Annotated in this window: 18 protein-coding genes; 4 read left to right on the forward strand and 14 right to left on the reverse strand. The window is 73.3% G+C overall.

Features of this window, described 5'->3' with window-relative positions:
* Positions 1 to 3: 3 nt before the first annotated feature.
* The 10 genes from IE313_RS31285 to IE313_RS31330 form a co-directional block, all read right to left on the reverse strand.
* Positions 4 to 1,440 carry a PfkB family carbohydrate kinase gene (locus IE313_RS31285; protein WP_189938201.1) on the reverse strand — a complete coding sequence of 479 codons (1,437 nt, stop codon included), beginning with the start codon at positions 1,438 to 1,440 and terminating at the stop codon, positions 4 to 6.
* On the reverse strand, positions 1,437 to 2,069 hold the full coding sequence (locus tag IE313_RS31290) for a D-sedoheptulose-7-phosphate isomerase (RefSeq protein ID WP_189938203.1): 633 nt from the start codon (positions 2,067 to 2,069) through the stop codon (positions 1,437 to 1,439). The genes IE313_RS31285 and IE313_RS31290 overlap by 4 nt, the downstream gene beginning before the upstream one ends.
* The gene (locus IE313_RS31295) at positions 2,066 to 3,301 is read right to left on the reverse strand and encodes a glycosyltransferase (protein ID WP_189938204.1); all 1,236 of its coding nucleotides are present in this window, start codon (positions 3,299 to 3,301) and stop codon (positions 2,066 to 2,068) included. Before IE313_RS31295 ends, IE313_RS31290 begins: the two co-directional genes overlap by 4 nt.
* Positions 3,298 to 4,260: a glycosyltransferase gene (locus IE313_RS31300; protein WP_189938206.1), complete on the reverse strand. Its 963-nt coding sequence runs from the start codon at positions 4,258 to 4,260 to the stop codon at positions 3,298 to 3,300. Before IE313_RS31300 ends, IE313_RS31295 begins: the two co-directional genes overlap by 4 nt.
* On the reverse strand, positions 4,257 to 5,264 hold the full coding sequence (locus IE313_RS31305) for a glycosyltransferase family 9 protein (protein WP_189938208.1): 1,008 nt from the start codon (positions 5,262 to 5,264) through the stop codon (positions 4,257 to 4,259). Before IE313_RS31305 ends, IE313_RS31300 begins: the two co-directional genes overlap by 4 nt.
* A complete protein-coding gene (locus IE313_RS31310) occupies positions 5,261 to 5,815 on the reverse strand; it encodes a D-glycero-alpha-D-manno-heptose-1,7-bisphosphate 7-phosphatase (protein WP_189938210.1) in 555 nt (184 codons plus the stop codon). The genes IE313_RS31305 and IE313_RS31310 overlap by 4 nt, the downstream gene beginning before the upstream one ends.
* On the reverse strand, positions 5,812 to 6,822 hold the full coding sequence (locus IE313_RS31315) for a glycosyltransferase family 2 protein (RefSeq protein WP_189938212.1): 1,011 nt from the start codon (positions 6,820 to 6,822) through the stop codon (positions 5,812 to 5,814). Before IE313_RS31315 ends, IE313_RS31310 begins: the two co-directional genes overlap by 4 nt.
* On the reverse strand, positions 6,819 to 8,453 hold the full coding sequence (locus IE313_RS31320) for a carbamoyltransferase family protein (RefSeq protein WP_189938214.1): 1,635 nt from the start codon (positions 8,451 to 8,453) through the stop codon (positions 6,819 to 6,821). The genes IE313_RS31315 and IE313_RS31320 overlap by 4 nt, the downstream gene beginning before the upstream one ends.
* Before the next feature lie 12 nt (positions 8,454 to 8,465).
* A complete protein-coding gene (locus IE313_RS31325) occupies positions 8,466 to 9,494 on the reverse strand; it encodes an NAD-dependent epimerase/dehydratase family protein (protein WP_189938216.1) in 1,029 nt (342 codons plus the stop codon).
* A gap of 1,055 nt (positions 9,495 to 10,549) precedes the next feature.
* A complete protein-coding gene (locus IE313_RS31330) occupies positions 10,550 to 11,302 on the reverse strand; it encodes an SDR family oxidoreductase (RefSeq protein WP_308439236.1) in 753 nt (250 codons plus the stop codon).
* 573 nt (positions 11,303 to 11,875) lie between these two features.
* Here IE313_RS31330 and qcrB point away from each other — a divergent pair.
* Positions 11,876 to 13,312 carry a cytochrome bc1 complex cytochrome b subunit gene (gene qcrB / locus IE313_RS31335; RefSeq protein ID WP_229925114.1) on the forward strand — a complete coding sequence of 479 codons (1,437 nt, stop codon included), beginning with the start codon at positions 11,876 to 11,878 and terminating at the stop codon, positions 13,310 to 13,312.
* Here qcrB and ctaF read toward each other — a convergent pair.
* The 3 genes from ctaF to trpC form a co-directional block, all read right to left on the reverse strand.
* Positions 13,254 to 13,649, reverse strand: a complete 396-nt coding sequence (ctaF, locus tag IE313_RS31340) for an aa3-type cytochrome oxidase subunit IV (RefSeq protein WP_189938219.1) — start codon at positions 13,647 to 13,649, stop codon at positions 13,254 to 13,256. The two genes, qcrB and ctaF, sit on opposite strands and share 59 nt — an antisense overlap.
* Positions 13,646 to 15,406 (reverse strand): aa3-type cytochrome oxidase subunit I, encoded by a 1,761-nt coding sequence (gene ctaD / locus IE313_RS31345; RefSeq protein ID WP_189938221.1) that lies wholly within the window; start codon positions 15,404 to 15,406, stop codon positions 13,646 to 13,648. Before ctaD ends, ctaF begins: the two co-directional genes overlap by 4 nt.
* An 82-nt stretch (positions 15,407 to 15,488) precedes the next feature.
* Positions 15,489 to 16,286 carry an indole-3-glycerol phosphate synthase TrpC gene (gene trpC / locus IE313_RS31350; RefSeq protein WP_189938223.1) on the reverse strand — a complete coding sequence of 266 codons (798 nt, stop codon included), beginning with the start codon at positions 16,284 to 16,286 and terminating at the stop codon, positions 15,489 to 15,491.
* A gap of 342 nt (positions 16,287 to 16,628) precedes the next feature.
* Between trpC and IE313_RS31355 the strand changes: the two genes are divergently transcribed.
* From IE313_RS31355 to IE313_RS31365, 3 genes are all read left to right on the forward strand, one after another.
* Positions 16,629 to 17,246 carry a COG4315 family predicted lipoprotein gene (locus tag IE313_RS31355; RefSeq protein ID WP_189938225.1) on the forward strand — a complete coding sequence of 206 codons (618 nt, stop codon included), beginning with the start codon at positions 16,629 to 16,631 and terminating at the stop codon, positions 17,244 to 17,246.
* A 128-nt stretch (positions 17,247 to 17,374) separates the two neighbouring features.
* Positions 17,375 to 18,523 (forward strand): esterase-like activity of phytase family protein, encoded by a 1,149-nt coding sequence (locus IE313_RS31360; RefSeq protein WP_189938227.1) that lies wholly within the window; start codon positions 17,375 to 17,377, stop codon positions 18,521 to 18,523.
* Positions 18,524 to 19,013: 490 nt separating this feature from the next.
* Positions 19,014 to 19,985, forward strand: a complete 972-nt coding sequence (locus IE313_RS31365) for a hypothetical protein (protein ID WP_189938229.1) — start codon at positions 19,014 to 19,016, stop codon at positions 19,983 to 19,985.
* A gap of 51 nt (positions 19,986 to 20,036) precedes the next feature.
* On the opposite strand, the gene IE313_RS31370 is transcribed toward IE313_RS31365, so the two are convergent.
* Positions 20,037 to 23,867 (reverse strand): GH92 family glycosyl hydrolase, encoded by a 3,831-nt coding sequence (locus IE313_RS31370; protein ID WP_189938231.1) that lies wholly within the window; start codon positions 23,865 to 23,867, stop codon positions 20,037 to 20,039.
* Positions 23,868 to 24,327: the final 460 nt, after the last annotated feature.

Raw genomic sequence — 24,327 nt, forward strand, 5'->3', positions numbered from 1 at the left:
GGTTCACCCCTTCATCTGCGCGACCCGTACGGCGGCGGGGCCCGCCGGGCCCGGCCCGGTCGGCGCCCCGCCCGCGGCCGAGCGGGCCAGTGCGGTGGTGGAGCGGCCGTCCAGGTAGGGAAGCAGGATCACCTGGCCGCCCCAGCTCTCCAGCAGCGCGGCTTCCGGCAGCTCGGTCCTGCCGTAGTCCCCGCCCTTGGCCCAGATGTCGGGGCGCAGTTCGGCCAGCAGGCGCTCGGGGGTGTCCTCGTCGAAGACGGCGACGGCATCGACGCAGGCCAGTGCGCGCAGCACCCGTTCGCGATCGGCGGCGGGCACCAGGGGGCGCCCGGTGCCCTTGCGGCGCCGTACGGAGGCGTCGGAGTTCAGGCACACCACGAGGCAGTCGCCGGTGCGGCGGGCCGCCTGGAGCAGCGCCACGTGCCCGGCGTGGAGCAGGTCGAAGCACCCTCCGGCGGCGACCACGGTGCCGCCCGCGGCGCGCACCCTCGCCACGGTGGCCGCCGCGTCCTCGACGGGTCCCGGCCCCGTCTCGCGCGGCCGGTCGAGGTCGCCGAGCGCGTGGACGCCTCCCTCGGACACATACCGGGCGGCGGCGAGGACCGCGCCCTGCACCGCGTCGTCCGGCAGGGCCTCGTCGGCGAGCAGTCCGGCGGCGCTCGCCGCGAACCGGTCCCCCGCCCCGCACGGGTCGCCCGCCGCCTGCCAGGGCGCGGGCACGAACAGGGGCGCATCGCCGTGGGACAGCAGGGCGCCGCGTTCGCCGAGCGTCACGGCGACCGTCGTGACTCCCCAGGCGCGCACCAGTTCGGTGGCGTGCCGCACCACGGCGCGCAGCGACCCGTCGGGATGCCCGGGCCCAGGGCCCCGGGAGGGGGCCAGGGCGTGCGCCTCGGCGGCGGACGGGGTGGCGAGCCGGACGCCGCGGACGGGCGGGCCGCCGCGCACATGCGGGTCCCACACGACGGGGACCCTCGCCGCGGCCTCGGCGAGCGCGTCGCGCAGGGCGTCGGCGGTGCCCCGGCCGTAGTCGGAGACGAGCACCGCCGACGCCCGGGCGACGGCTTCCGCGGCCGCCTCGGTGGCCGCGGCGGCCCGTCCGTCCCCGTCGTCCAGCCGCAGCAGGGGGCGCCCGTCGGCGATGAACCGGGTCTTGGCGGGCAGCCTGCCCGCCAGAGGGAGCGCCACCACGCGCACCGACCCGGTGAGCAGCCGCCGCACCTGGGCGCTCGACTCGTCGTCGCCGAGCGCGGTGACCAGGGTGACCTCGCGCCCGTCGGCGGCGGCGAGCCGGGCGGCGAGCGCCGCGCCACCGGGCCGGGTCACCCGGTGCTGGTCGCTCAGCACCGGAACGGGCGCGTCGGGGGCGAGCCGTGCCACCCGGCCGAACGCGTCGTGGTCGAGCAGCGCGTCCCCCACCACGAGCAGGGGGGTCCTCACAGGCCACCTCCCCGCACCCGGGACCGCGCCCCGGGATCCGGCCGGCCGGGCACACCGCCCGCGGCGTCGAGCGCGGCGTCGAAGGACTCGCAGAGCATGTGGACGGCCACCAGGTGCAGTTCCTGGACGGTCGCGGGGGCCGGTGCGGCCACGCACAGCACCTCGTCGCCGGCCGCCGCCAGCGGGTTCGGCCCCGGCCCGGTGAGCGCCCACACCGCCATGCCGATCCGCCGGGCCTCGGCCGCCGCCGCCAGCAGGTTGGGGCTGGCGCCGCTGGTGGACAGCAGCACCAGGACGTCACCCGGGCGGCCGTGGGCCCGGGTCTGGCGTGCGAAGACCTCCCGCACGCCGTAGTCGTTGGCGATGGCCGTGGTCGCGGACGTGTCGGCGTGCAGGGCGAGCGCGGAGAACGGCGGCCTCTCGTCGCGGTAGCGGCCGACCAGTTCCGCGGTCAGGTGCTGTGCCTGGGCGGCGCTGCCGCCGTTGCCCGCGGCCAGCAGCCGGGCGCCGCCGCTCAGCCGGTGGGCCAGCTCCCGGCCCCACCGCTCGGCGGTCGCGGAGGTGCCCCGGAACCGGACGAGCGCGTCCATGAGCTGGTCGCAGTGGGTGCCTGCGGTGGCGAGGGTCATCGTGCGCCTCCCGAGAGCGACGGGGCGGAGCGTAGCCCCTCGTAGACGCGTGCCACACCGTCGGTGACACGGTCCCAGGTGTACCGGGCGAGGACGCGTTCCCTGCCGGCCTCGCCGAGCCGCGCCAACCGTCCGCGGTCCGCGAGGAGCTCCCGGACGACGGCGCTGAGCTCCGGTCCCTCACCAGCGGGCACCAGCGCCCCGGTGACACCGTGCACGACCGTGTCGAGCTGGCCGCCCACCGCGGTGGCCACGACGGGCGTGCGGCACGCCATCGCCTCGATCGGCACGATGCCGAACGGTTCGTAGCGCGGGGTGGAAAGCACCAGGTCCGCCCCCGACATCAGGCGGGGCATGTCGTCGCGGGAGACACCGCCGACGAGCGTGACACGGTCGGCCACGCCGTACTCCTCGGCGATCTTGCGCAGCCGCTCCGCCTCGGGGTCGGCGAAGAGCAGGGCCTGCTCCGGCCCGCCCGCGATGAGGAGTTCGGCGCCGGGGATGTCGGCCAGCGCCCGGATGGCTCGGTCGAAGCCCTTGCGCGGGACGAGCCGGCCGACGGCCAGCAGGCGCCGCGGTGCCGACGCGGGCCGCGCCGCACCGGGCACGGGGGCGAAGTGGTCGGTGTCCACCCCGCACGGCACCACGCGGATGCGCTCGCGCGGCACGCCCATGGCGGTGAGTTCGAGGACCTCCTCCGCGCAGGTGGCCACCACCGTGGAGACCTCGCGGCCGATGGCCCGTTCGATGCGCGCGCGCTCGGGCGGGCTGGTGTCCGCGGCTTTCTGATGGCGCTTCTTGACCGTGCCGAGGGCGTGGTAGGTCTGCACGACGGGTACCCCGGGGCGGGGCACCCCCGCCAGCGCCGCCATGCCGGACATCCAGAAGTGCGCGTGCACCACGTCCGGCGGTTCTGCGGCCCAGCACGCGGCGAGGAAGGCGCCGAACTCCGGGATGCAGGGCAGCAGTTCGTCCTTCGGCACCGGCCCCGGCGGCCCGGCCGGCACATGGACGACGAGGACCCCGTCCCGGGTCCGCACCCGGCTCGGCAGGTCCGGACCGTCGCGACGGGTGTACACGGTGACCCGGTGGCCCCGGCGGGCCAGTCGTCCGGCCAGCTCGGCGACGTACACGTTCTGGCCGCCCGCGTCGGGGCCACCCAGCGCCGCCAGCGGACTGGCGTGCTCGGAGACCATGGCGATGTGTCCGGCGGCGGCGGGCGTGTGCTTCATCGCGTGACCTCTTTCATCAGCAGTTCCCAGTCGTGCAGGAAGCGCGGCAGCCCGTAGCGTGCCTGTGCCGCCGCCCGGGCCAGCCGCCCGGCGTGCTCCGCGTACCACCGGTCCTCCAGCAGGTCCCGTACGGCGGTTTCGAGCACGTCGAAGCGGTTGGAGACCACCCCGGCGCCGTCGGGAACGGCCTGCGCGACCTCCGTGGTGTCGAGCGCGACGACGGGCATGCCCAGGAACATCGCCTCCAGCAGCGAGAGGCCGAGGGAGGTCCAGCGGACGGGGTGCAGGTACAGCCGGCAGCGGGCCATCGCCCGGTGCAGCCGCCGCTGCGGCAGGTCCCGGCTGCGGCAGCGCTCCGGGTCGAGGCCGAGGTGCTCGGCGAGGCCCTCGGTGCCCATGCCGAAGACGTCGAGCGGAGCCGTCCGCGCGAAGCGGGGCAGGAGGTCGGTGCCGGTGGTGCGGTTCCTGCGCACCGGTTCGTTGACGACGACGGCGGCGCGGGGCTCCTGCCCGCTCCACAGCGGTCCCGGGTCGACGATGCCGTGCTCCACGACGGCCGTGGGGGCCCGCCCGCTGTCCCACATCAGCCGGTTGAAGTGGGTGACGTGCACGAGCGTGATGTCGTCGCGGTCGGCGAGCGGGTGGCGGGTGCCGTCGGGGCTCTCGTGAGGGCTGTTGTGTTCGACGTAGACCGCGGGCACGTCCCGGCCCGGGCGGCGGCCGGTCCACCGGTGGGCGAGTTCGAGCTCGTGCGGCCGCTGGAGGACGATCAGATCGAGCTCGGTCCCGCGCAGCCGCCGGGGGGTGCTCTCGCACACCGACGCGGGCCACCGCCAGGTCCTGGCGCGGCCCAGGCCGTCGGGGCCCCGGTCCTCGGTCACGGGCACGTGGAAGGTGTGGGGCCCCTGCACGAACGAGGTTGTCCAGGAGCCGTGCACGTGCCAGATGAGGATGTTCATGCGCTCTCCTTCAGCAGCTTGCGCACCGCGAGGACCACGTCGTGCGTGGTGATCTGGTTCAGGCAGGGGTGGCCGGGGACCGGGCAGTGCCGGGCGCGGCTGCCCGCACACGGCGCCCGCTGGTCGCCGAGCAGGACGACGGGCACGCCCCACGGCGCCCAGCGCTCGGCGGGCACGACCGGCGAGAACAGGGAGACGACGGGGGTGCCGACGGCCGCCGCGAGGTGCGCGGGCCCGGTGTTGCCGCACACCACGGCGTCCGCCGCGCGCAGCACCCCGGCGAGGGAGCGCGGATCCGTCCGGCCCCCGAGGTCCACGCCCGCCGCACCGCTGACCCGCCGGGTCAGTTCCCTCTCTCCCCCGCCGCCGGTCACCACCACGCGGTGGCCCGCGTCGGCGAGCGCGGTCACGGCCTCGGCCCAGCGGTCCGGGTCCCAGGTGCGCGCGGGAGCGCTGGCACCGGGGTGCACCACCACGTAGGGCCCGTTGCCGGTCAGCGCGCCGGTGCCCGGCGTCGGCACCACGCGCAGCCGGCCGTCGTCGCCGGGAGCCGGTGCGAAGCCGAGCGCCGCCGCGGTGTCGAGGGCCGCCCGGACCTCGTGGCGGCCGGGCAGCCGCCGGTGCCGGACATCGAGCAGCCTGCCGGGGTGGTCGGTGCTGTCTGCGCCGATCCGGCCCACCCCGGCGAGCCGCAGCAGCAGCGCCGTCGGCAGCGGGCTCTGGTGGAAGGAGGTCAGGATGAGCGCGACGTCGTAGCCGCCCGCACGCAGCCGCCCCACGAGTCCTTCGACATCCGCCTCGTCGACCGCGGGGGCGCCGCTCCCCTCCCACGGAGCCGCCCACACGACCACGTCGTCGACGCGGGGCAGCAACCGCGCGGCGGGCCCGCCGCGGGGGCCGCACAGCAGCGTCACCGAGGTGGCGTGCTCGGCGACGGCCCGCACGGCGGGCCCGGCGAGGAGCACGTCGCCGAAGCTGTCGAGCCGGACCACCAGCGCTTTCACCCGCCACCCCCCTGCTCCCCGGCACCGAGCAGCCGGCGCACGGCGGTCAGTACGTCGGGCGCCGTGACCGGCTCCGCCGCGATCTCCTCCGGGCGGGTGGCGCCGTTGGGCACCAGCACGCCGCGCGCGCCCGCGGCACGCGCGGCCAGCATGTCGGCGGCGATGTCCCCGATGACGACGCAGCGGCCCGGCGGCACGCCGAGCCTGCGGGCGGCCGCCAGCACGAGCCCCGGCCGCGGTTTGCGGCAGCGGCAGCCGGCCCCCGGATCGTGCGGGCAGACGGACCAGGTGTCGAAGGGACCGAGGAGGTCCTCCACACGGTCGTTGACGCGGCGCACCTCGGCGACGCTGAGCAGGCCGCGGCCGATGGCGGACTGGTTGGTGACGACCGCGGTCCGCACACCGTGCCGGCGCAGCAGCCGCAGGGCCTCGGGCGCGCCCGGCACGACCCGTACCCGGTCAGGATCGCCGTTGCCGGGGAGGTCCTCGACGAGGGTGCCGTCGCGGTCGAAGAGGACGGCGCCGGGCGCGCGGCCCCTCGCCGCGGTCATCGGGGCCTCCTGACGGCGCCGCGGTGCCTGGCCTGCCCGGCGGCCCAGTGGCAGGCGGCGAGCGGGGGGATGGCCACGCTGGTGCAGAGCATCGTCGCGATCTCGTCCGCGGTGCGAGGCCCCGGGGCGATGCGGGCGAGGGCGAACTCGGCGGTGCCCGCGGCCCACAGTGCCGCCGCGCCCAGCGCGGGCCCCCGCCGTCCCGCGACGGCCAGCAGCAGGGCCAGGGCGGCCGTGCCGGTGACGGCCAGATGGCGGGGCAGCCGCCCGCGGGGCGCCCGGGCGCGCCTCCACCAGTCGGCACCGTGCAACCGGGTCATCAGCACGTCGTCGGCGTTGCCGCGTTGGGCGCGCAGCGACGCCCAGCGGTCGGCGGGCCGCACCGGATGGTGCGTGACGCGTTCGCCGCGTCGCAGCTTCCAGCCCGCCTCCGCCATGCGCAGGGCGAGGTCGGCGTCCTCGCGGAATGCGCGGCGGAAGCGTTCGTCGAAACCGCCGGTCTCCTTGAGCGCCTCGGCCCGATAGGCCATGTCGGCCGTGGCCCAGGCGGCGTCCTCCAGACCCGCGGTGCCGCGTTCGAAGTCGGTGGGCCTGCGGTCCACGGGCAGCGGGACACGGATCCTGCCCTGCACCCCGCCGGTGTGCCCGTCGGTGGCGGCCAGGTCCGCGGCGAGCGCGTCGCCCCAGCCCGGTGTCACCCGGACGTCGTCGTCGAGGAAGACCACCCAGGGGGCGCCGGTGGCGCGCAGCCCCATGTTGCGGGCCGCGGCCGGTCCCCGGCCGCCGCATGCGAGGACCCGGATCCGGCCGCGCAGCGCCCCTGCCGCCCCAAGCGGCAGCTCGCCGTGCGGCGCCGGCCGGTCGTCCACGACGACGATCTCCTCGGGCGGCGGCCCCGTGGTGGCCGCGAGCGCGCGCAGGCACTGCGCCAGGCAGGGCCGGCCGATGGTGGGCACCACCACGGCGTACTCGGTGGGCGCGGACTTCCGCCGATCGACGCCACTCATCCGAAGGCCCTCCTGCGGTGGACGGTGAAGGGACCGAGCGCGAGGAGGTCCACGGGCGCGGAGCCGAAGCACTCCAGTGCGTCGCGAGGGTCGTCGACCATGGGCCTGCCCGCCGTGTTGAGGCTGGTGTTGACGACGACGGGGAGGCCCGTGCGGCGCTCGAAGGCGGTGAGCAGACGTGCCAGGAGCGCATCCCGCGCCGGGTCCACGGTCTGGATGCGTGCGGTGCCGTCGACGTGGACCACGGCCGGGATCCGCTCCCGCCACCGGGGGGCGACCTCGTGGACGAAGAGCATGTACGGGCTGGGCAGCGGCCCGTCGAAGAGGTCTGCCGCACGGTCGGCGAGGACCATGGGCGCGACGGGCCTGAACTCCTCGCGGCCCTTGACGGCGTTGAGCCTGTCCAGGTTCCCGGCGCGTCCGGGGTGTGCCAGCAGCGAGCGGTGGCCCAGTGCCCGCGGCCCGTACTCGGCGCGGCCCTGGAACCAGGCCACGATCCCGTCGCCCGCCAGCTCCTGCGCCACCGCCTCCGCGACGTCGGCGGGCCGTTCGTAGGGCAGGTTCGCCCGGTCGAGCCAGCCGCGCAGTTCCTCGTCGCTCCAGCCGCGGCCGAGTCCGGCGCCGGGCATCGGGTGGGTCTCCTCCCGCTCGCCGGCGACGTGCAGGGCCGCGCCGAGCGCCGTGCCGGCGTCGCCCGCGGCGGGCTGGACCCAGATCCGTTCGAACGGGCCCTGCCGGTGCAGCCGGGAGTTGGCGACGCAGTTCAGCGCCACACCGCCGGCCATGGCCAGCACCTCCTGCCCGGTGGCGCGGTGCAGCCACCGGGCCAGGTCGAGGAGGACGTCCTCCAGACAGGTCTGGGCGCTCGCGGCGAGGTCGGCGTGGTCCCGCGTCCAGGGGGCACCGGGCTCACGCGGTGGGGCGAAGCGGGCCCAGGGCACGGGGCGTGCGGTGAACCCCCCGTCCTCGCCGGCGTGCACGTACTGCCGCAGTGGCTCGGCGAACCGTGGTGTGCCGTACGAGGCGAGCGCCATGACCTTGAACTCGTCGCTGCTGCGCAGGAAGCCGAGGTGCTCGGTGAGGTCCTCGTAGAACAGGCCCAGCGAGTCGGGCAGTTCCTGGGTGCCCAGCACCGTCAGCTTGCGGTCCCGGTAGTAGCCGGCGAGGTGGGAGGCGCACTCGCCACGGCCGTCCAGTACCAGGACCGCGCAGTCGGGGTACGGCGAGGCGGGCCCTGCGGAGGCCGCGTGCGCCACGTGGTGGGGCACGAAGCGCACCTTGCCGGGATCGAGCCCCGGCAGCGCCTCGGCGAGGAAGCCGGGCGCCTCACCCGCATAGCGCAGGCGCAGGTCGTCGAAGGGGTCGTCGAGGCCCATCCGCTCGGCCGGGCGGGCGAGTTGGGGGTCGAAGGAGTAGGCGACCGCGTCGAGGTCCGCGGGGCTGAGGCCCGCGTGGCGCAGGCACCAACGGGCGGCGTGTTCCGGTTGCTCCCAGGCGGCGAAGGGCACGGGGCGCTTGCCGTGCTTGCGGCGGCTGAAGCGCTCCTCCTCCGCGGCCGCCACCGTCTGCCCGTCGATGACCAGTGCGGCGGCCGGATCGTGGAAGAGGGCGTTGACACCGAGAACTCGCATGGGTGGCCTCCGTCAGGACTGGGCTATCGGCTCGGCGGCCTGGCTGGGCGCCTCGGGTGTCCCGGCGGCGTCGGCGGACTCGGTCGCGAAGTACGCGATCGTGCGCTTGATGCCCTCTTCCCACCGCACCTTGGGCTCCCAGCCGAGGAGTTCCCTGGCGAGTGCGGTGTCGGGTCTGCGCCGCCGGGGGTCGTCGACCGGGCGGTCGACGAACTGCAGGCCGGAGCGGGAACCGGTCACCGCGATCACCCGGCGGGCCAGGTCCTCGACCGTGACCTCGTCGCTGCCGCCGATGTTCACGGGCCGCACCGACCTCGTGGCCGCCACGAGCAGGACCCCTTCGACGGTGTCGTCCACGTAGCACAGCGAGCGGGTCTGGCCGCCGTCCCCCGTCACGGTGAGGGGTTCGCCCGCCAGCGCCTGGCAGATGAAGGTGGGCACCGCGCGGCCGTCGTGGGCCCGCATCCGCGGACCGTAGGTGTTGAAGATCCGTACGATTCCGGCGTCCGTGCCCCGGGCCCCGGCATGCGCGGTGACCAGTGCCTCGGCGAACCGCTTCGACTCGTCGTACACGCTGCGCGGACCCACCGGGTTGACGTTGCCCCAGTAGTCCTCCCGCTGGGGGTGCACCAGGGGGTCGCCGTACACCTCCGAGGTGGAGGCGAGCAGGAAGCGCGCCCGGTCGCGGTGGGCGACGTCGAGCATGGTGCGGGTGCCGAGGCTGCCCACGTCCATCGTTTCGAGCGGCATCCGCAGGTAGTCGGCGGGCGAGGCCGGGCAGGCGAAGTGCAGTACCAGGTCGTACGGGCCGCCGAGGGCCTCCGCGCAGTCCGGCTCCGCCACGTCGCACTCCACGAAGCGGAAGCCGGGGTGCCGCAGCAGGTGGCGCACGTTGTCGAGGCTGCCGGACGCGAGGTTGTCGGCGCAGTCCACCTCGATCCCGGCGGCCAGCAGGCGCTCGCACAGGTGCGAACCGAGGAAGCCCGCGCCTCCGGTCACCGCGGCACGCCGCCACCGTGGAAACGTCGTCGAAGTGCTCATGCGACCCTTTCCGCGCGCTGAGCGCTGTGTGGTGCAGGGAGGCTGAAGTGGTGGGGACACTGACCGGCGGCACATCGGGGGCCGGGAGGGGTTTCCGCCGGCCCGCAGGGGGGCGGAAGGGGGCCTGTCCCGGCGTCCGAAGGGGTACCGCTGTCCTTTCCGCAGCGGGCGACCCCATGCGGCGGTGCGGGCCTGCGGACGTCTTCCTTCGATGACGAGGAATTCGTCCGCAGGCGGCCTGAGCTTTTTTTCCGGCTGCGGCCGCTTCCCCGTTCCACGGGGTCTTTGCGACCCGGAGAGAAATCGGGCACGTAGATCTGTCAACTGAACGATATCAGCGCACCTGGCGGCCCGCCTGTCCGCATTTCCCGCGAGGCCACCGCAGCGGCTGCCGCCTTCTTCCGAGAAGGGACCGGACAGGACACGGTGGCGCCTGCGCGCCGGTCGGCGCCGTGCGTGCCGAACGGCGGATTCGGCAGTGCGGCCCCGCGATGTGCGCATCCGGGTCCGTCGACCCGGCCGGACGCCGAGAAACACGGTGGGCTGGGCCCGGCGCCGGGAAACACGCCGGCACACCACCGCCGCCGCACCGTCCGGATGCGCCGCCGGGCCATCACCCGTACATTCGCAGGGAGTGCGGAATGCGCCGACGGGTCCCGCCGCTTTCCGGAGCGTCCAGCGGATTACCGCCGTCAGCGGGGTCCTTGCCCGAATGCCCTGCCGCGCACCGGTGATTGTTTCCGCCGCGAGGGCGGTCCGCAGTTTCCGGGGCGCTCATGGGCGATTCGCGGGAGGAGACGGATCCGGATACGGACACGGATGCGGACACGAATTCGGATTCGGATACGGAACAGAGCCTCGGAACAGGGCCTCGGAACAGGGTTCGGAACAGGGTTCGGAACAGGGTTCGGAACGGGGCCGCGGAACGGGGCCGCGGACCGGAGGACGGCGGCCCCCCGGGGCCGGCAGGTACGTCAGCGGCTGCCGTTCCGGCTCGGCGGCGGCCGGGGCGGGCCGCCGTGCCGGGCGCCGGACCCGCCGGGCCCCACGGCCGATCAGCGCGTGTCGGTCAGGCCGCCTGTCACGGCGATGATCTCGCCGGTGGTGAAGCTGGAGTCGGCGTCCGACGCCAGGTACACATAGGCGGGCGCGATCTCCTCGGGCTGTGCCACCCGGCCCGTGGGCGCCTCGGCACCGAGCTGGGCGATCATGTCCTCGGGCATGCGCTGGTCGGCGATGTTGAGCACCGTCCACGTCGGCCCCGGCGCGACCACGTTCGCCCGTATCCCCTTCTTCGCCAGGTGCGGCACGATCGACTTGGTGAAGACCACGAGCGCCGCCTTGGACGCCGCGTAGTCGATCATGATGTCGTTGCCCTTGAGGGCCTCCTCCGTCGCCGTCGCGATGATCGCGTCGCCCTCGCCCAGGTGCGGCAGCGAGGCCATGACCAGGTGGAAGTAGGCGTACACGTTCGTCTTGAAGGTGCGGTCCCAGTCCTCGTACGTGAGCTGGTCCAGTTCCCGTTTGCTGTTGAGGTACGCGGCGTTGCTGACGAGGATGTTCAGACCGCCGAACTCCTCGACGGTCCGTTCGACGACCGCCGAGCAGAAACCGGGGTCGCACAGGTCGCCGGGCAGCAGCAGGCACCTGCGCCCCACCGCTTCGACCTCGCGCCGCGTCTCGTCGGCGTCGCTCTGCTCCTGCGGCAGGTAGACGACGGCCACGTCGGCGCCCTCCCGGGCGTACATCAACGCCACCGCCCGCCCGATACCGGAATCGCCGCCCGTGATCAGCGCGACCTTGCCCACGAGCTTGCCGGCCGGTACCTCTCGGCCCGGTAGCGCGGCCTGGGCTCCATCAGCGACTCAAGGCCCGGGTGCGGCTGGCGCTGCTTCGGGTACGGCGGCACCGGCTCCGCGGTCACCTGCGGACCCGGCACCCTCGCGCCGGACGTGGTACTGCTCCCCTTCATGACGCGTGTCCTCCTGGCTTCGGCTCTACGCCCACACGGGTGTCCCGTCGCTGCCACCGGCGGGCCCGGGCGTCTTGGGGCGCCGTCTACCCCCCGCGAGTCCGCACAAACGGTGCATCCGCGGCATCGGCACGCTCACCTGCCCCTGCCGCACCGGGCAACGGGACCCGCCGAGCGGCCGTCGCCGCCCGGTGACCCTCGGTTTCCGGGTGGGCGCTCGGGGCACCCGCGAGCAGTGTTCTCTCCTATGAAGCGGGCCCGGGCTGCGGCCCGGGCCTGGAAGTCGGCGGGTACGGACGGCTCGGCGAGCGGCGGCGCGGCGGACCGTCGGGCGGTGGACACCGGCGGGACTCCCGAGACGGACCGCGGTCGGAGCCGCCCGCCGAGCGGCGGGCCCCCGGAGCCCGGGGTGGCGGCCCGGCTCGCGGTGGCACTGGAGCGGAGGCTGCCGGCTGCCGAGGGCGGCGGTCTGCTGCGCAAGGCGTTCCCCGAGCACTGGTCGTTCCTGCTGGGCGAACTGGCGCTGTACAGCCTCGCGGTGCTGATGCTCACGGGGGTGTGGCTGACGCTGTTCTTCCACCCCTCCATGACCGAGGTGGTCTACGGCGGGTCGTACCGGCCGCTGGACGGCGTGCGGATGTCGGAGGCGTTCCGGTCGACGCTGCACATCAGCTTCGACGTGCGCGGTGGCCTGCTGATCCGGCAGGTGCACCACTGGGCGGCGCTGGTGTTCCTGGCCGCGATCGGGCTGCACCTGCTGCGGGTGTTCTTCACGGGCGCCTTCCGCAGGCCGCGGGAGATCAACTGGGTGCTGGGCGTGACGCTGTTCGCGCTGGCCCTGGCCGAGGGGTTCGCCGGCTACTCGCTGCCGGACGACCTGCTCTCGGGCACCGGCCTGCGGATCGCGCAGGGCATCATGCTGTCGGTGCCGGTGGTGGGGACGTACCTCAGCATGGGGGTGTTCGGGGCCGAGTTCCCCGGCCAGGACGTCGTGCCGCGCCTGTACTCGATGCACGTCCTGCTGCTGCCGGGGCTGCTGCTGGCCCTGGTGACGGCCCATCTGGTCCTGGTCTTCTACCTGAAGCACACCCAGTGGGCCGGGCCCGGCAGGACGGAGCGGAACGTGGTCGGCAAACCACTGTTCCCGCAGTTCATGGCGTCCTCCGGCGGACTCTTCCTGGCCGCCTTCGGGGTGCTGACGCTGCTCGCGGGGCTGGCCCAGGTCAACCCGGTGTGGGTGTACGGGCCCTACCGCCCCGACCAGGTGTCGACCGGTTCGCAGCCCGACTGGTACGTGGGGTTCCTGGAGGGCTCGCTGCGCCTCGTGCCACCCTGGGAGACGACGGTCGCGGGGCACACCCTGATGTGGAACGTGCTGCTGCCCGCCGTGGTACTGCCGCTCAGCATGTTCGCGGTGCTGTACGCCTACCCGTTCGCCGAGCGGTGGCTCACCGGGGACACGGGCGAGCACCATCTGTGCGACCGGCCCCGTGACCGGCCGGTTCGCACCGGTCTCGGCGTGGCCGGCCTGGCCTTCTACGCGGTGCTGCTCGCGGCGGGCGGCAACGACGTCATCGCCCAGACCTTCCGTGTCTCCCTGAACACACTGACCTGGGTGTTCAGGGTCGCCCTCGTGGTGCTGCCGCCGGTGGCGTTCCTGCTCACCCGGGGGCTGTGCCACGCCCTGCGGGAGAGGGAGCACGAGCGGCTGACCGGGGGCGAGGAGAGCGGCGAGGTACGGCAGTCGGTGAACGGCGGCTACGTCGAGGACCGCGGGAGCGGTGCGGCTAGCGGGACCCCGATCGGTCCGCGTACTGGAACGCCATCCCGAACACCCCGTGGCTGACCAGCCCCAGGCCCAGCAGGAACAGCCACAGTCCGTAGACCACGCCCAGGCAGAGCAGGGTGAAGCCGGCGGCGGTGGTGAGCGGCCAGGGGCTGTACGGGGGGAAGAACTCCACGGGGCCGGTGGCGTCCGCGACCTCGGCGTCAGGCCGGTCCTGCGGCCGCGGGCCACGGCGCCGGTACTGCGCGCCGAGGAAGAAGGCGACCAGCGCCGCCATCAGGAAGGCGAGGCCCAGGGCGCAGGTGCCCGTCGGATCGGCGGAGAGCCAGCCGTAGACGGCACCCGCGACGGCGAAGAAGGCGGCGACGCCGGCGAAGAGCAGGGCCTCGGTCCTCACGACTGCGCCTCCTTGCCGGTCGGCTCCGCGCCCGCCGCGCCCCCGCCGGTCGGTTCCGCTCCCGTCCCGGCCGTGCGGTCGCGCCGCGGGGGCGCGGCGCTGCCCGGCCGGGGGAACTCCGGGTGGTGCAGGTCGAAGGCCGGGGAATCGGAACGGACGGGTGGCAGGGCGGTGAAGTTGTGCCGGGGCGGCGGGCAGGACGTCGCCCACTCCAGGGAGCGTCCGAAGCCCCACGGGTCCTCGTCCCCGACCCGCTCCCCGTACCGTGCGGTCCGCCAGACGTTGTAGAGGAACGGCAGCGTGGAGAGTCCGAGCAGCGCGGCGCCGAGGGAGGAGACGGTGTTGAGCAGGGTGAAGCCGTCGGCGGGCAGGTAGTCGGCGTAGCGGCGGGGCATGCCCTCCTCGCCGAGCCAGTGCTGCACGAGGAAGGTGGTCTGGAAGCCGAGGAAGAGCGTCCAGAAGTGGATCCTGCCGAGCCGTTCGTCGAGCATCCGCCCGGTGAACTTGGGCCACCAGAAGTAGAAGCCGCCGAACATCGCGAACACCACCGTGCCGAACAGCACGTAGTGCAGGTGCGCGACGATGAAGTACGAGTCGGTGAGGTGCAGGTCCAGCGGCGGGGAGGCGATGAGCACCCCGCTCATGCCGCCGAGCAGGAACGTCACCATGAAGCCCACCGCCCACAGCATCGGCGTCTCGAAGGAGAGCGAGCCGTGCCACATGGTGCCGATCCAGTTGAAGAACTTCACTCCGGTCGGCACCGCGATCAGGAACGACATCAGGGAGAAGAACGGCAGCAGCACGGCGCCGGTGGCGAACATGTGGTGCGCCCACACCACCGTCGACAGCATCGTGATGGCGATGGTCGCGCCGACCATGCCCACGTAGCCGAAGACGGGCCTCCTGCTGAAGACGGGGATGATCTCGGTGACGATGCCGAAGAAGGGCAGCGCGACGATGTAGACCTCGGGGTGCCCGAAGAACCAGAAGAGGTGCTGCCACAGGATCGCCCCGCCGTTCGGCGCCTCGAAGACGTGCGCGCCGAACTTGCGGTCCGCCTCCAGCGCGAGCAGCGCCGCCGTCAGCACCGGGAAGGCGAGCAGCGCGAGGATGGCCGTGAACAGGACGTTCCAGGTGAAGATCGGCATCCGGAACATGGTCATCCCGGGCGCCCGCAGGCACAGGATTGTGGTGATGAAGTTGACCGCGCCGAGGGTGGTGCTCACCCCGGTGACGACCAGTCCCATGACCCACAGGTCGCCGCCGGCCCCGGGTGAGTGCACGGCGCTGTTGAGCGGTGCGTAGGCGAACCAGCCGAACGACGCGGCGCCCGCCGGGGTGAGGAAGCCGGAGACCACCATCAGCCCGCCGAACAGGTACATCCAGTAGGACAGGGCGTTCAGACGGGGGAAGGCGACGTCGGGGGCGCCGATCTGCAACGGCATCACGGCGTTGGCGAACCCGGCGAACATCGGCGTGGCGAACAGCAGCATCATCACGGTGCCGTGCACGGTGAACAGTTGGTCGTACTGGTCCCTGGTCACCCACTGGAGTCCGGGTCTGGCGAGTTCGGCGCGCATCAGCAGCGCCAGCACACCGGCGAACAGGAAGAACCCGAACGCGGTCGCCATGTAGAGGCCGCCGATCACCTTGTGGTCGGTGGTGTTCGCCCACCTCAACAGCGCCCGCCCCAGGGCTACTCCGGCGCCCGGCCGGCTGTTGGACGGTATGCCCGTCGCCTCTTGCTGAGCGGTCATGACCTGCCGGGTACCCGGCGGGTCGCGGGCCATGTGCGGGACGGCGCCGGGCGCGTGGCCGACCGCCGGGCCGGGGCTGCCCTTACGGGCGAGGCCGCGCGTTCGCCGTGCTGAGGAAGTCCCTGACCGAGGTCCGCGGGTCGCCCGAGCGCACCAGTGCCTCTCCGACAAGCACGACGTCCGCTCCCCGGCTCCTGTAGTCCGCGACGTCCTCGGGACGCTCCACGCCGGACTCCGCCACGCGTACGGCCCCCTCGGGGACGAGCGGAGCCAGCTCGGCGAAGACGGAGCGGTCCACCTCCAGCGTCGTCAGGTCCCTGGCGTTGATGCCGATCAACCGCGCTCCCGTGCCGGCCGCCCGTGCCACCTCGCCGGCGGTGTGCGCCTCGACGAGCGGTGTCATCCCCAGTTCCGTGCAGAGCCCGATCAGCTCGGCCAGTCGGCCGTCCTCCAGGGACACCACCATCAGGAGCGCCAGATCGGCGCCGTGGGCGCGGGCCTCCCACAACTGGTACGGGTCGACGATGAAGTCCTTGCGCAGCACCGGGACGTCGACGCGCGCCCGTACGGCGTCCAGATCCGCGAGGGAGCCCCCGAAGCGGCGCCGCTCGGTCAGCACGCTGATCGCCGAGGCGCCGCCGGCGGCGTACTGCTCGGCCAGCGAGGCCGGGTCCGGGATGTCGGCGAGGGCCCCCTTGCTCGGGCTCTTGCGCTTCACCTCGGCGATGATCGAGACACCCGGTGCGCGGAACGCCGGCAACGGGTCGAGGGCGGGCGGCATGCCGGCTGCCCGGGCACGCAGTTCGCCGAGGGGGACAGCGCTCCTGCGTTGCTCCAGGTCCTCGCGTACACCGGCGAGAATACCGTCCAGCACGCTCATTTCGGTTTCCTTACGTTGCAACCTGTTGCCGGCGGACGCTTCTTCGCGAGTGCGACCGGCGTTCTTCCACCGCTGACGGATTTCGCACGCGCCTGCCCCGTCCGACGTGCGGTGACGCTCATCCGCGGGACCCGGGAACCGCTCCCCGGGGTCCGTCGAGATCCTATGCGCCGGTGCCGCCCGCGCGGACCGGGCCCCGTCGGCCCGTCTCGCCGGGGCACGTCCGCGCTATGACCCACGTCACCCGATGGCGCCTGAGACGACCGCTGCGCCGTCACGTACCGAGGGACAACTGGTGCACTTAACCGAGCACGGTGTATGCCGAACATCAAAGGATCTTTCATGAAACTCCGGAACAAGAGGCATTTTCCCGCCACGACCGGACTCGGTCTGTCACTGGCCGCCGTGGCCGCGTTCGCGGTCGCGTGCGGCGGGTCGGGCGGCGGTGGCGGTTCCTCCGCGAGCCCTGCCTCCGGCCACGCGAGCGCTCCGGCCGCAGGACCGTCCTCCGGCGGCTCCGCCTCTGCCGCCACCATCGGCACCAGGAGCGGCGGTGCGGGGACGTACCTCACCGGCGGTTCGGGCAGGACCGTGTACCTCTGGGCGGCGGACAAGGACGGCAGGTCGACGTGCAGCGGCGGCTGTGCCGCCGGATGGCCGCCGGTGACCACCACGGGCACGCCGAAGGCCGGCCCCGGCGTGGCGGCGGGCAGGCTGTCCACCACCACGAGGGCCGACGGCAGCAAGCAGATCACCTACGACGGCCACCCGCTGTACTACTTCAGCGGCGACCGGGCGGCCGGGGACACGAACGGGCAGGGCAACGACGGCTTCGGCGCGAAGTGGTGGCTCGTCGGCCCCGACGGCAGCCGGATCACCAAGGCGGCCCCATCCGCCACCGGCGGCAGCGGCAGCGGCAGCGGGAACAACGGCGGCGGCTACGGCTCTGGCGGCTGGTGAGCCCGACCGCGGCAGGCGGCCCCTCACCCGTGCGCCGAGGCCGCCACGCGTGCCACGCGCCGCCGCCCCGGTCTGAATACACGATCGGGCGACTGCGCGAGCGGTGCGGGTTCGGAAGAGTTCCCCTCATGCATCTCTCTCCCTTACGCACCGCCATCGCCCTGGTGGCGGCGCTGTCCGCGACCCTGGCCGCCACGTCCACGGGTGCACCCGCGAGCGCCGCGCCCGGCCCGGTCCGCCTCCTGGGCGAGTCGATCGTGCCCCACGCGCTCTCCTACCGGGGCACGACCGTGGGCGGCCTGTCCGGTATCGACCGCGATCCCTGCACGGGCGAGTACGCGCTGATCAGCGACGACCGCTCGTACCAGCAACCCGCACGCTTCTACACCGCCCGCATCGACGTCGACGGCGGCGGTGTGCACGGCGTCCGTTTCACCGGTACGCACGCGCTGCGGCAGCCGGACGGGAGCACCTACCCGCCGCCCACCCTGAACGACGGCAGGGCGATCGACCCCGAGGACATCCGTGTCGACCCGAGGACCTGCGGCTACTGGTGGAGCCAGGAGGGCAACCGACCGAAGGCCCCGGGGGCGCCGGACCCGGTGATCCAGCCGTCCATCCAGGTCGCCGGGCGCCAGGGTGCGTACCTGGGCAGCCTTCCCCTGCCGAGGGACTACCGGATCACCGCCGACGAGGGCCCCCGCCGCAATCTGGCGCTGGAGGCCATCACGTTCGGCCAGGGCGGCTCCCTGCTGACCAGCGCGGTGGAGGGGCCCCTGCTCCAAGACGGCCCGGAGTCCACCACCGAGCACGGCTCGCTGACCCGGGTGACCCAGCACAGCCGTTCCGGAGCGGTCCTCGCCCAGTACGCCTACCCCCTCGAACCTCTCTTCGCGGAGTCCGACCCGGACAGCCCCTGGAGCCCCGACACCGGGGTGCCCGCCCTCCTCGCGTATCCGCACGACCCGGGCCGCTACCTGGTCATGGAGCGCACCTACGTCCCCGGCGCCGGCTACCGGATCCGGATCTTCGACGCCACCACCCGGGGCGCCGGCCGGGTCCAGCACCTCAAGTCCCTGGCGTCCACCGCCGTCCGCCCCATGCGCAAGCGGCTGCTCGTCGACCTCGACGACCTCCCCCTGCCCAGGACGGACAACGTCGAGGGCATGACGTGGGGGCCCCGCCTGTCCACGGGCGAGCGGACCCTCGTCCTCGTCAGCGACGACAACTTCTCCGCCGAGGAGGCCACCCAGGTGATCGCACTGGCGCTGCGCTGAGCCGGCGAAGCGCGACCGCACCGGTCCCGTGCCGGCACCCGGGGGCGCCGGCACCGAAGGGCTCGTGCCCGCGGGCCCGTCAGGCGGGCACGCGGGCACGAGTGCGGCGCGGTCCGCACGGGTGCGGCGCGGTGGGGCGGCCGCGCCCCGGCAGACGGTGGGCCCGGGCGGAGCCGCCCCTCTCCCCCGCGCCGCGTCCCGCCCCACCGGGGCACTCCACCGAGCCGGAGAAGCCTCACCCCGCCGCCGTCGACCGGTTCCCCGCAGTGCGCGCACACGGTCCGGGCGTGCAGGTCGGCGCCGGCGCCGACGCCAACCCTACGGGCTCGGTTCACCGGAGGGTCGCCTCGTGTTACCCGAGAAGAACATCAGCCTCGTAAGTGTCCCTTTCGGACCGATCGGGGCGTGAAGTGCGCCGACCACATCTGCTGACGGAACAGTTGGTCGCTCTGCCCGATTCTGCGGCTCCCAGATCCGATTAGGGGTACAGATGCGCACGAAGACCAAGACGGCCGCCGGGGCCGCCGCTTCCATGGCGGCGGCGGCTCTCGCCGTGGTCACGGCCCTCGGCTCCGCCGACGCCTCGGTGCGGGGGCAGCACACCACCGCCGCGTCCGCAGCCACGGCGGCCGGCGCCCCCCAGCCCCCGGTGCTGGCGGCGACCCCGGACAGGACCTACGACACCTTCGACGCCAACCAGGGCGTCGCCGTCGACAAGGACCACTTCTACGCCGTCAACAACCGCACCATCACCCAGCACGACAAGGCCACGGGCAAACCGCTGCTCCAGTTCGTCGGTGACGACGACGGCCCGATCATCCACATGGACAGCGCGACCGTGGTGGGCGACCGGCTCTACGCGGCGACGTCCAACTACGACACCACGCCGGAGAAGAGCTCCATCGAGGTGTTCGACACCAGGACGATGAAGCACGTCGACACGTTCAGCTTCGGCATCTACCGCGGTTCCCTGACCTGGCTGGACCGGCACGACGGGGCCTGGTACGCGGCCTTCGCCAACTACGACGAGGTCCCCGACGGTTCGACCGAGCCGTACGGCGGGACCGACAACACCCAGATCGTCAAGCTGGACGACCACTTCCAGGTCGTGCAGTCCTGGACCGTGCCCCAGGCGATCCTCGACAAGGTCAGGCCGATGAGCAACTCCGGTGGCTCGTGGGGCCCCGACGGGCGGCTGTGGCTCACCGGACACGACTTCGGCGAGGCCTACGTGATGAACCTCCCGTCCGAGGGCTCGGACCTCCAGTGGGTGGCCACCGTCACGCTCCCCGGCGTCGAGGGCCAGGCCATCGCCTGGGACCGTTCCACCAGGACCCCCGAACTGTGGACGATCAAGCGCTCGACCAAGCAGGTGCTGACGTTCAGGGCGCCTTACGGCGCCATCAAGGACCCCGCGGCCGCGCAGTGGAAGGTGGTCGGCCCCGGCCACTTCCAGAAGTGAGCGGGGCCGTGCCGGGACGCGTGGGGGCGCCCCGGCACCCACGGGGCGGGCTCAGGCGAGGAGTTCCACCTCGGCGAGCGTGCCGCCGTCACCGTCGGGCACCAGCCGGTAGTGCCGGTACTCGCCCGGCGCGGCCACCGTGAAGACCCGCGTCTGCCTGTCCCAGGTGAACGTCTGGCCGGTGCGGTGGTCCAGGTCCCGCCACGTGTGGCCGTCGGTGGAGCCCTGGAGGGTCCAGCCGCCGGGCGCGGCGGTGCGGTCACCGCAGGTGAGCGTGTACTGGATCGCCTTCGCCGATGCGGACAGCGGCAGTTCCCCGGAGGTCAGCGGCGCGGTGGTGTCCGAGGTGTCGTCGGTCAACGGCCCCGCCGCGGTCAGCGCGTCCGAGCGGGGCACCGCCACCTCGTCGCCCTGGGTGAGGGAGGTGGGCCCGGCGTCCTCGCCGGTGCCCCAGGAGGACGGCTCGGGCCCCATGTCGAATTCCAGCACCCCGCCGTCGGACAGCACGGACGCGGGCAGCGCCGTCGACGTCCAGCGGTGTCCGTCGACCTTCAGGCCCTGGACGTAGATGTTCCTCGCGCTGTTCTTCGGAGCCTTCACCACCAGGGTGTGCCCGTTGTCCAGCCGCAGGGTGGCCTTGGTGAACAGCGGGGAGCCGACGGCGTACTCGCCGCCGCCCATGACCAGCGGGTAGAACCCGAGCGCGGAGAACACGTACCACGCGGACTGCTCGCCGTTGTCCTCGTCGCCGTGGTAGCCCTGGCCGATGCTGCTGCCGGTGTAGAGCCGGGAGAGCACCTCGCGGACCTTCTCCTGCGTCCTGTAGGGCTCGCCCGCCGCGTCGTACATGTACGTGACGTGGTGGGCGACCTGGTTGCTGTGCCCGTACTGGCCCATACGGACGTCGCGGGCCTCGGTCATCTCGTGGATGATGCCGCCGTAGGAGCCCGCGTACCGGGTGGACGCCGTCTCGGGCGTGGCGAAGTAGGTGTCGAGCTTCTTCGCGAGGCCGTCGCGGCCGCCGTAGAGGTTGGCGAGGCCGTGGGAGTCCTGGGGCGCGGTGAAGGCGTAGCCCCAGCCGTCGGTCTCCGTGTAGTCGTAGCCCCACACGCGCGGGTCGTACGTGTCGGACGGGACGCGCCAGTCGCCCTTGGCGTTCCTGCCCTGGAAGAAGCCCGCCTCGTCGTCGAAGAGCCTCACGTAGTTGCGGGCGCGGTTGAGGAAGTACTCGGACTCCTCCTTGTAGTGCTGCTCCTTCGTCTTCTCGTAGAGGGCCTGGCCCATCCGGCCGATGCCGTAGTCGTTGACGTAGCCCTCCAGGGCCCAGGACAGGCCCTCGTTGGTGTCGGTGCTGGTGTAGCCGAGGAACGGCGAGGTCCTCATGCCCTTGCGGCCCACCCCGGAGGAGGGCGGCACCACGGTCGCGTTCTTGAGCGCCGCCCGGTAGGCCGCCTCCGCGTCGAAGTCGACGCCCTTGAGGTAGGCGTCCGCGAAGGCCACGTCCGAGGAGGTGCCGGTCATCAGGTCGGCGTAGCCGGGCGAGGACCAGCGCGAGATCCAGCCGCCGTCCTTGTACTGCTGGACGAAGCCGTCCACCAGCTCACCGGCCTGCTTCGGGGTGAGGAAGGAGTAGGCGGGCCACGTGGTGCGGTAGGTGTCCCAGAACCCGTTGTTCACGTACACCTTGCCGTCGACGATCTTCGCGCCGGTGTGCGTGGGGGTGTCGGGCCCCGGCATGGCGGAGAACGGGCTCGCGTACTGGTAGCGGGGCCGCTCGGTGGTGCCGGTGTTCTCGAAGCCGGAGTTCGGGTACAGGTAGAGGCGGTAGAGGCTGGAGTAGAGCGTGGTCAACTGGTCGGGGCTCGCGCCCTCGACACGGACCCGGTCCATGATGGCGTCCCACTGCCGCTGCGCCTGCCGCTCGACGGCCCCGAAGGAGCGGTCCCCCGGGATCTCGCGCGCCAGGTTGGCCTTCGCCTGGTCGACGCTGATCAGCGAGGTGGCCAGGCGCAGGGTCACCGTGCGGTCCTTCCCCGCGTCGAAGCGGAGGTAGCCGGTGACGCCCTCGGAGTCACCGGCGACGACGGGCGCGTCGAAGGTGCCGTACACGAAGAGGCGGGTGGCACCGGTGGACAGCCCGCTCTTGACGTCGGAGTAGCCGCTGACCACGCCGTTCGTCTCGTCGAGCGTCAGACCGCCCTGCTCGGAGACGTTGTCGAAGATGACCGACGCGTCGTCACCGGGATAGGTGAAGCGCATCATCGCGGCGTGGTCGGTGGGCGTGATCTCCGTCTTCAGCCCGTTCTCGAAGGTGACACCGTAGAGGTACGGGCGGGCCGTCTCCCTGGTGTGCGCGAAGGGCAGGGCCCGTGCCGTGCGGCCGGTGTCCGGGGTGCCGGCCGCGGTGGACGGCATCACCTGGAACGTCTGCCGGTCGCCCATCCAGGGGCTGGGCTCGTGGCTCGCCGCGAACGCCTGGATGGTGGGCAGGTTGTCGTCGTTGTTGTTGCGTGCGTAGTCGTAGAGCCAACTGGTGGAGGCCGCGTTGGTGACGGGCGTCCAGAAGTTGAAGCCGTGCGGGACGGCGGTCGCGGGCAGGTTGTTGCCCCGGGAGAAGTCGCCGCTGGAGTTGGTGCCGCGGGTGGTGAGCGCGTAGTCCGACAGGTGCGCCCTCGGCTTCTCGGGCGCCTTGGCGGCGAGCGTGATGTCGTCGACCCAGCCGCGGAAGGCCGCGGGTCCCTTGGGCGCGTCGTAGGCGACGAGAATGCGGTCGACGGTCCTGCCCGCGGCGACCCGGCCGATGCGCGAGGTGCGGTCGTTCCACTGGTTGGCGTACAGGGACTTGGAGGCGCCCTGGCCCTCCGGGCTGAGCACGAACCCGTTCTGGTCCACGGCGCCCAGGTCGCTCAGGTACGTGCCGTCGGTGAAGGCGAGGTCCACCGAGACGTAGGTGGCCGGGTAGTCGAGGTCGGTCGCCGGCATCGACGGGAAGACCCGGTAGCCCAGCTCGGTGTCGCGGCCGACGGCCACGTCGACGTCGAACACCTTGTTGTACGCGTAGCCGCGGCCGTCGGCGTGGTGGGTGCCCGCGTAGCGCAGGGCGTGCCTGCCGGTGAACCCGGCGCCCGGCTTGGCGGTCGGCGAGCCGCTCGGGCCCCGGTCCACCAGGGTCTGCATGTCCTTGGGCCCGGGCGGGTCGGTGTCACCGGTGGACAACTGGACGTCGGCGAGTTGGATCGCGTCGGTGCCGCCGTTGTTGCTGGTGAAGTCGATGCGGTAGTGGGCGTAGGCGGTGGGCGCGCCGTCGGCGGTGATGTCGAAGGTGCGGGTCTGGGCCCGCTCGGTGAAGGACTCGCCGGTGCGGGTGTCGAGGCTGTGCCAGTCCTTGCCGTCGGTGGAGCCCTTGAGCGTCCAGTCCCTCGGGTCCCGCTCGTCGTGGTCGTTGGCGGAGGTCAGCGCGTAGCGGGTGAGCGCGAACGGCTTGTCCAGGTCGAACTCGGCCCAGCCGCTGGTGGTGAACGCCAGCCACTTGGTGCCGGCCAGTCCGTCGGCGAGGTTGGCCGCGACCTCCCCGGAGCCGGTGTTCTCGCCGTTGGCCCGCACATCGGTGACGTGGTCGATGATGTTGCCCGGGATGCCGGTGCTGTACTGTCCGTCGACTCCCGAGGAGCGCGGCCGACCCGAGGCGTCGGTGTCCACGGTGCTCTGCCAGTCGGGCGCGGGCTGGCCGTCCTCGAACGACGAGGCGAAGGAGCCCGCCGGGCGGGCCCCGGCGCTGCTCGGCGCCGCCGAGGCCGTCTGCGCCAGCGCGACGACGAGCAGGCCGCTCATCGCCGCGGCGAGCGCGGCACCGGGACGCCGGTGCCGGGATCTGTGCCGCATGGGTGCAACTCCTTGCTGTAGCCGGACGTCGTGTCGTGCGTCCGCCGCGTCGGGCGGGCAGGCCGCCCCGGGGCGACGGCCCCTCAACTTGCGGCCGTGCAGGGGCTATTCGTACTGGACAACGTTGTCGGAGCCCACCGCGACACAGTGCGCGCGAGCACCGGACGGCCGCGGCCGCCGGAGCGCCTTCCTGTGTGCTCCATGAGAGCCTCCTGTGAGCGGGTCACCACACGATCCGGAATGGGAGCGCTCCCAATCAAGGGGTGCGCGGGGCGTTTCACACCGCGCGTGCCTTCCGGCGGCTGCGGGGGTTCGGGGGGCGGCACCGGGTACGACCGGGCCGGCACCGCCCGCGCGACGCGCCAACTGCCCTCGGATCACCCGCCCTTGGCGTACCACGCACCCCATCAGACGCCGTGGTGTGAAGGCTTGACGGCGGATAAGTGAAGCCATAACTTCA

This window comes from Streptomyces sulfonofaciens, assembly GCF_014656295.1.
Classification (GTDB): domain Bacteria; phylum Actinomycetota; class Actinomycetes; order Streptomycetales; family Streptomycetaceae; genus Streptomyces; species Streptomyces sulfonofaciens.

What these genes read in the sequence shown, in the direction of transcription:
- IE313_RS31315 (WP_189938212.1), bottom strand. Translation starts at nt 6,822, where the DNA reads ATGAGTGGCGTCGATCGGCGGAAGTCCGCGCCCACCGAGTACGCCGTG.
- ctaD (WP_189938221.1), bottom strand. Translation starts at nt 15,406, where the DNA reads ATGACCGCTCAGCAAGAGGCGACGGGCATACCGTCCAACAGCCGGCCG.
- IE313_RS31310 (WP_189938210.1), bottom strand. Translation starts at nt 5,815, where the DNA reads ATGACCGCGGCGAGGGGCCGCGCGCCCGGCGCCGTCCTCTTCGACCGC.
- IE313_RS31320 (WP_189938214.1), bottom strand. Translation starts at nt 8,453, where the DNA reads ATGCGAGTTCTCGGTGTCAACGCCCTCTTCCACGATCCGGCCGCCGCA.
- IE313_RS31365 (WP_189938229.1), top strand. Translation starts at nt 19,014, where the DNA reads ATGCGCACGAAGACCAAGACGGCCGCCGGGGCCGCCGCTTCCATGGCG.
- IE313_RS31360 (WP_189938227.1), top strand. Translation starts at nt 17,375, where the DNA reads ATGCATCTCTCTCCCTTACGCACCGCCATCGCCCTGGTGGCGGCGCTG.
- IE313_RS31355 (WP_189938225.1), top strand. Translation starts at nt 16,629, where the DNA reads ATGAAACTCCGGAACAAGAGGCATTTTCCCGCCACGACCGGACTCGGT.
- IE313_RS31325 (WP_189938216.1), bottom strand. Translation starts at nt 9,494, where the DNA reads ATGAGCACTTCGACGACGTTTCCACGGTGGCGGCGTGCCGCGGTGACC.
- IE313_RS31300 (WP_189938206.1), bottom strand. Translation starts at nt 4,260, where the DNA reads ATGAACATCCTCATCTGGCACGTGCACGGCTCCTGGACAACCTCGTTC.
- IE313_RS31295 (WP_189938204.1), bottom strand. Translation starts at nt 3,301, where the DNA reads ATGAAGCACACGCCCGCCGCCGCCGGACACATCGCCATGGTCTCCGAG.
- IE313_RS31370 (WP_189938231.1), bottom strand. Translation starts at nt 23,867, where the DNA reads ATGCGGCACAGATCCCGGCACCGGCGTCCCGGTGCCGCGCTCGCCGCG.
- IE313_RS31290 (WP_189938203.1), bottom strand. Translation starts at nt 2,069, where the DNA reads ATGACCCTCGCCACCGCAGGCACCCACTGCGACCAGCTCATGGACGCG.
- trpC (WP_189938223.1), bottom strand. Translation starts at nt 16,286, where the DNA reads ATGAGCGTGCTGGACGGTATTCTCGCCGGTGTACGCGAGGACCTGGAG.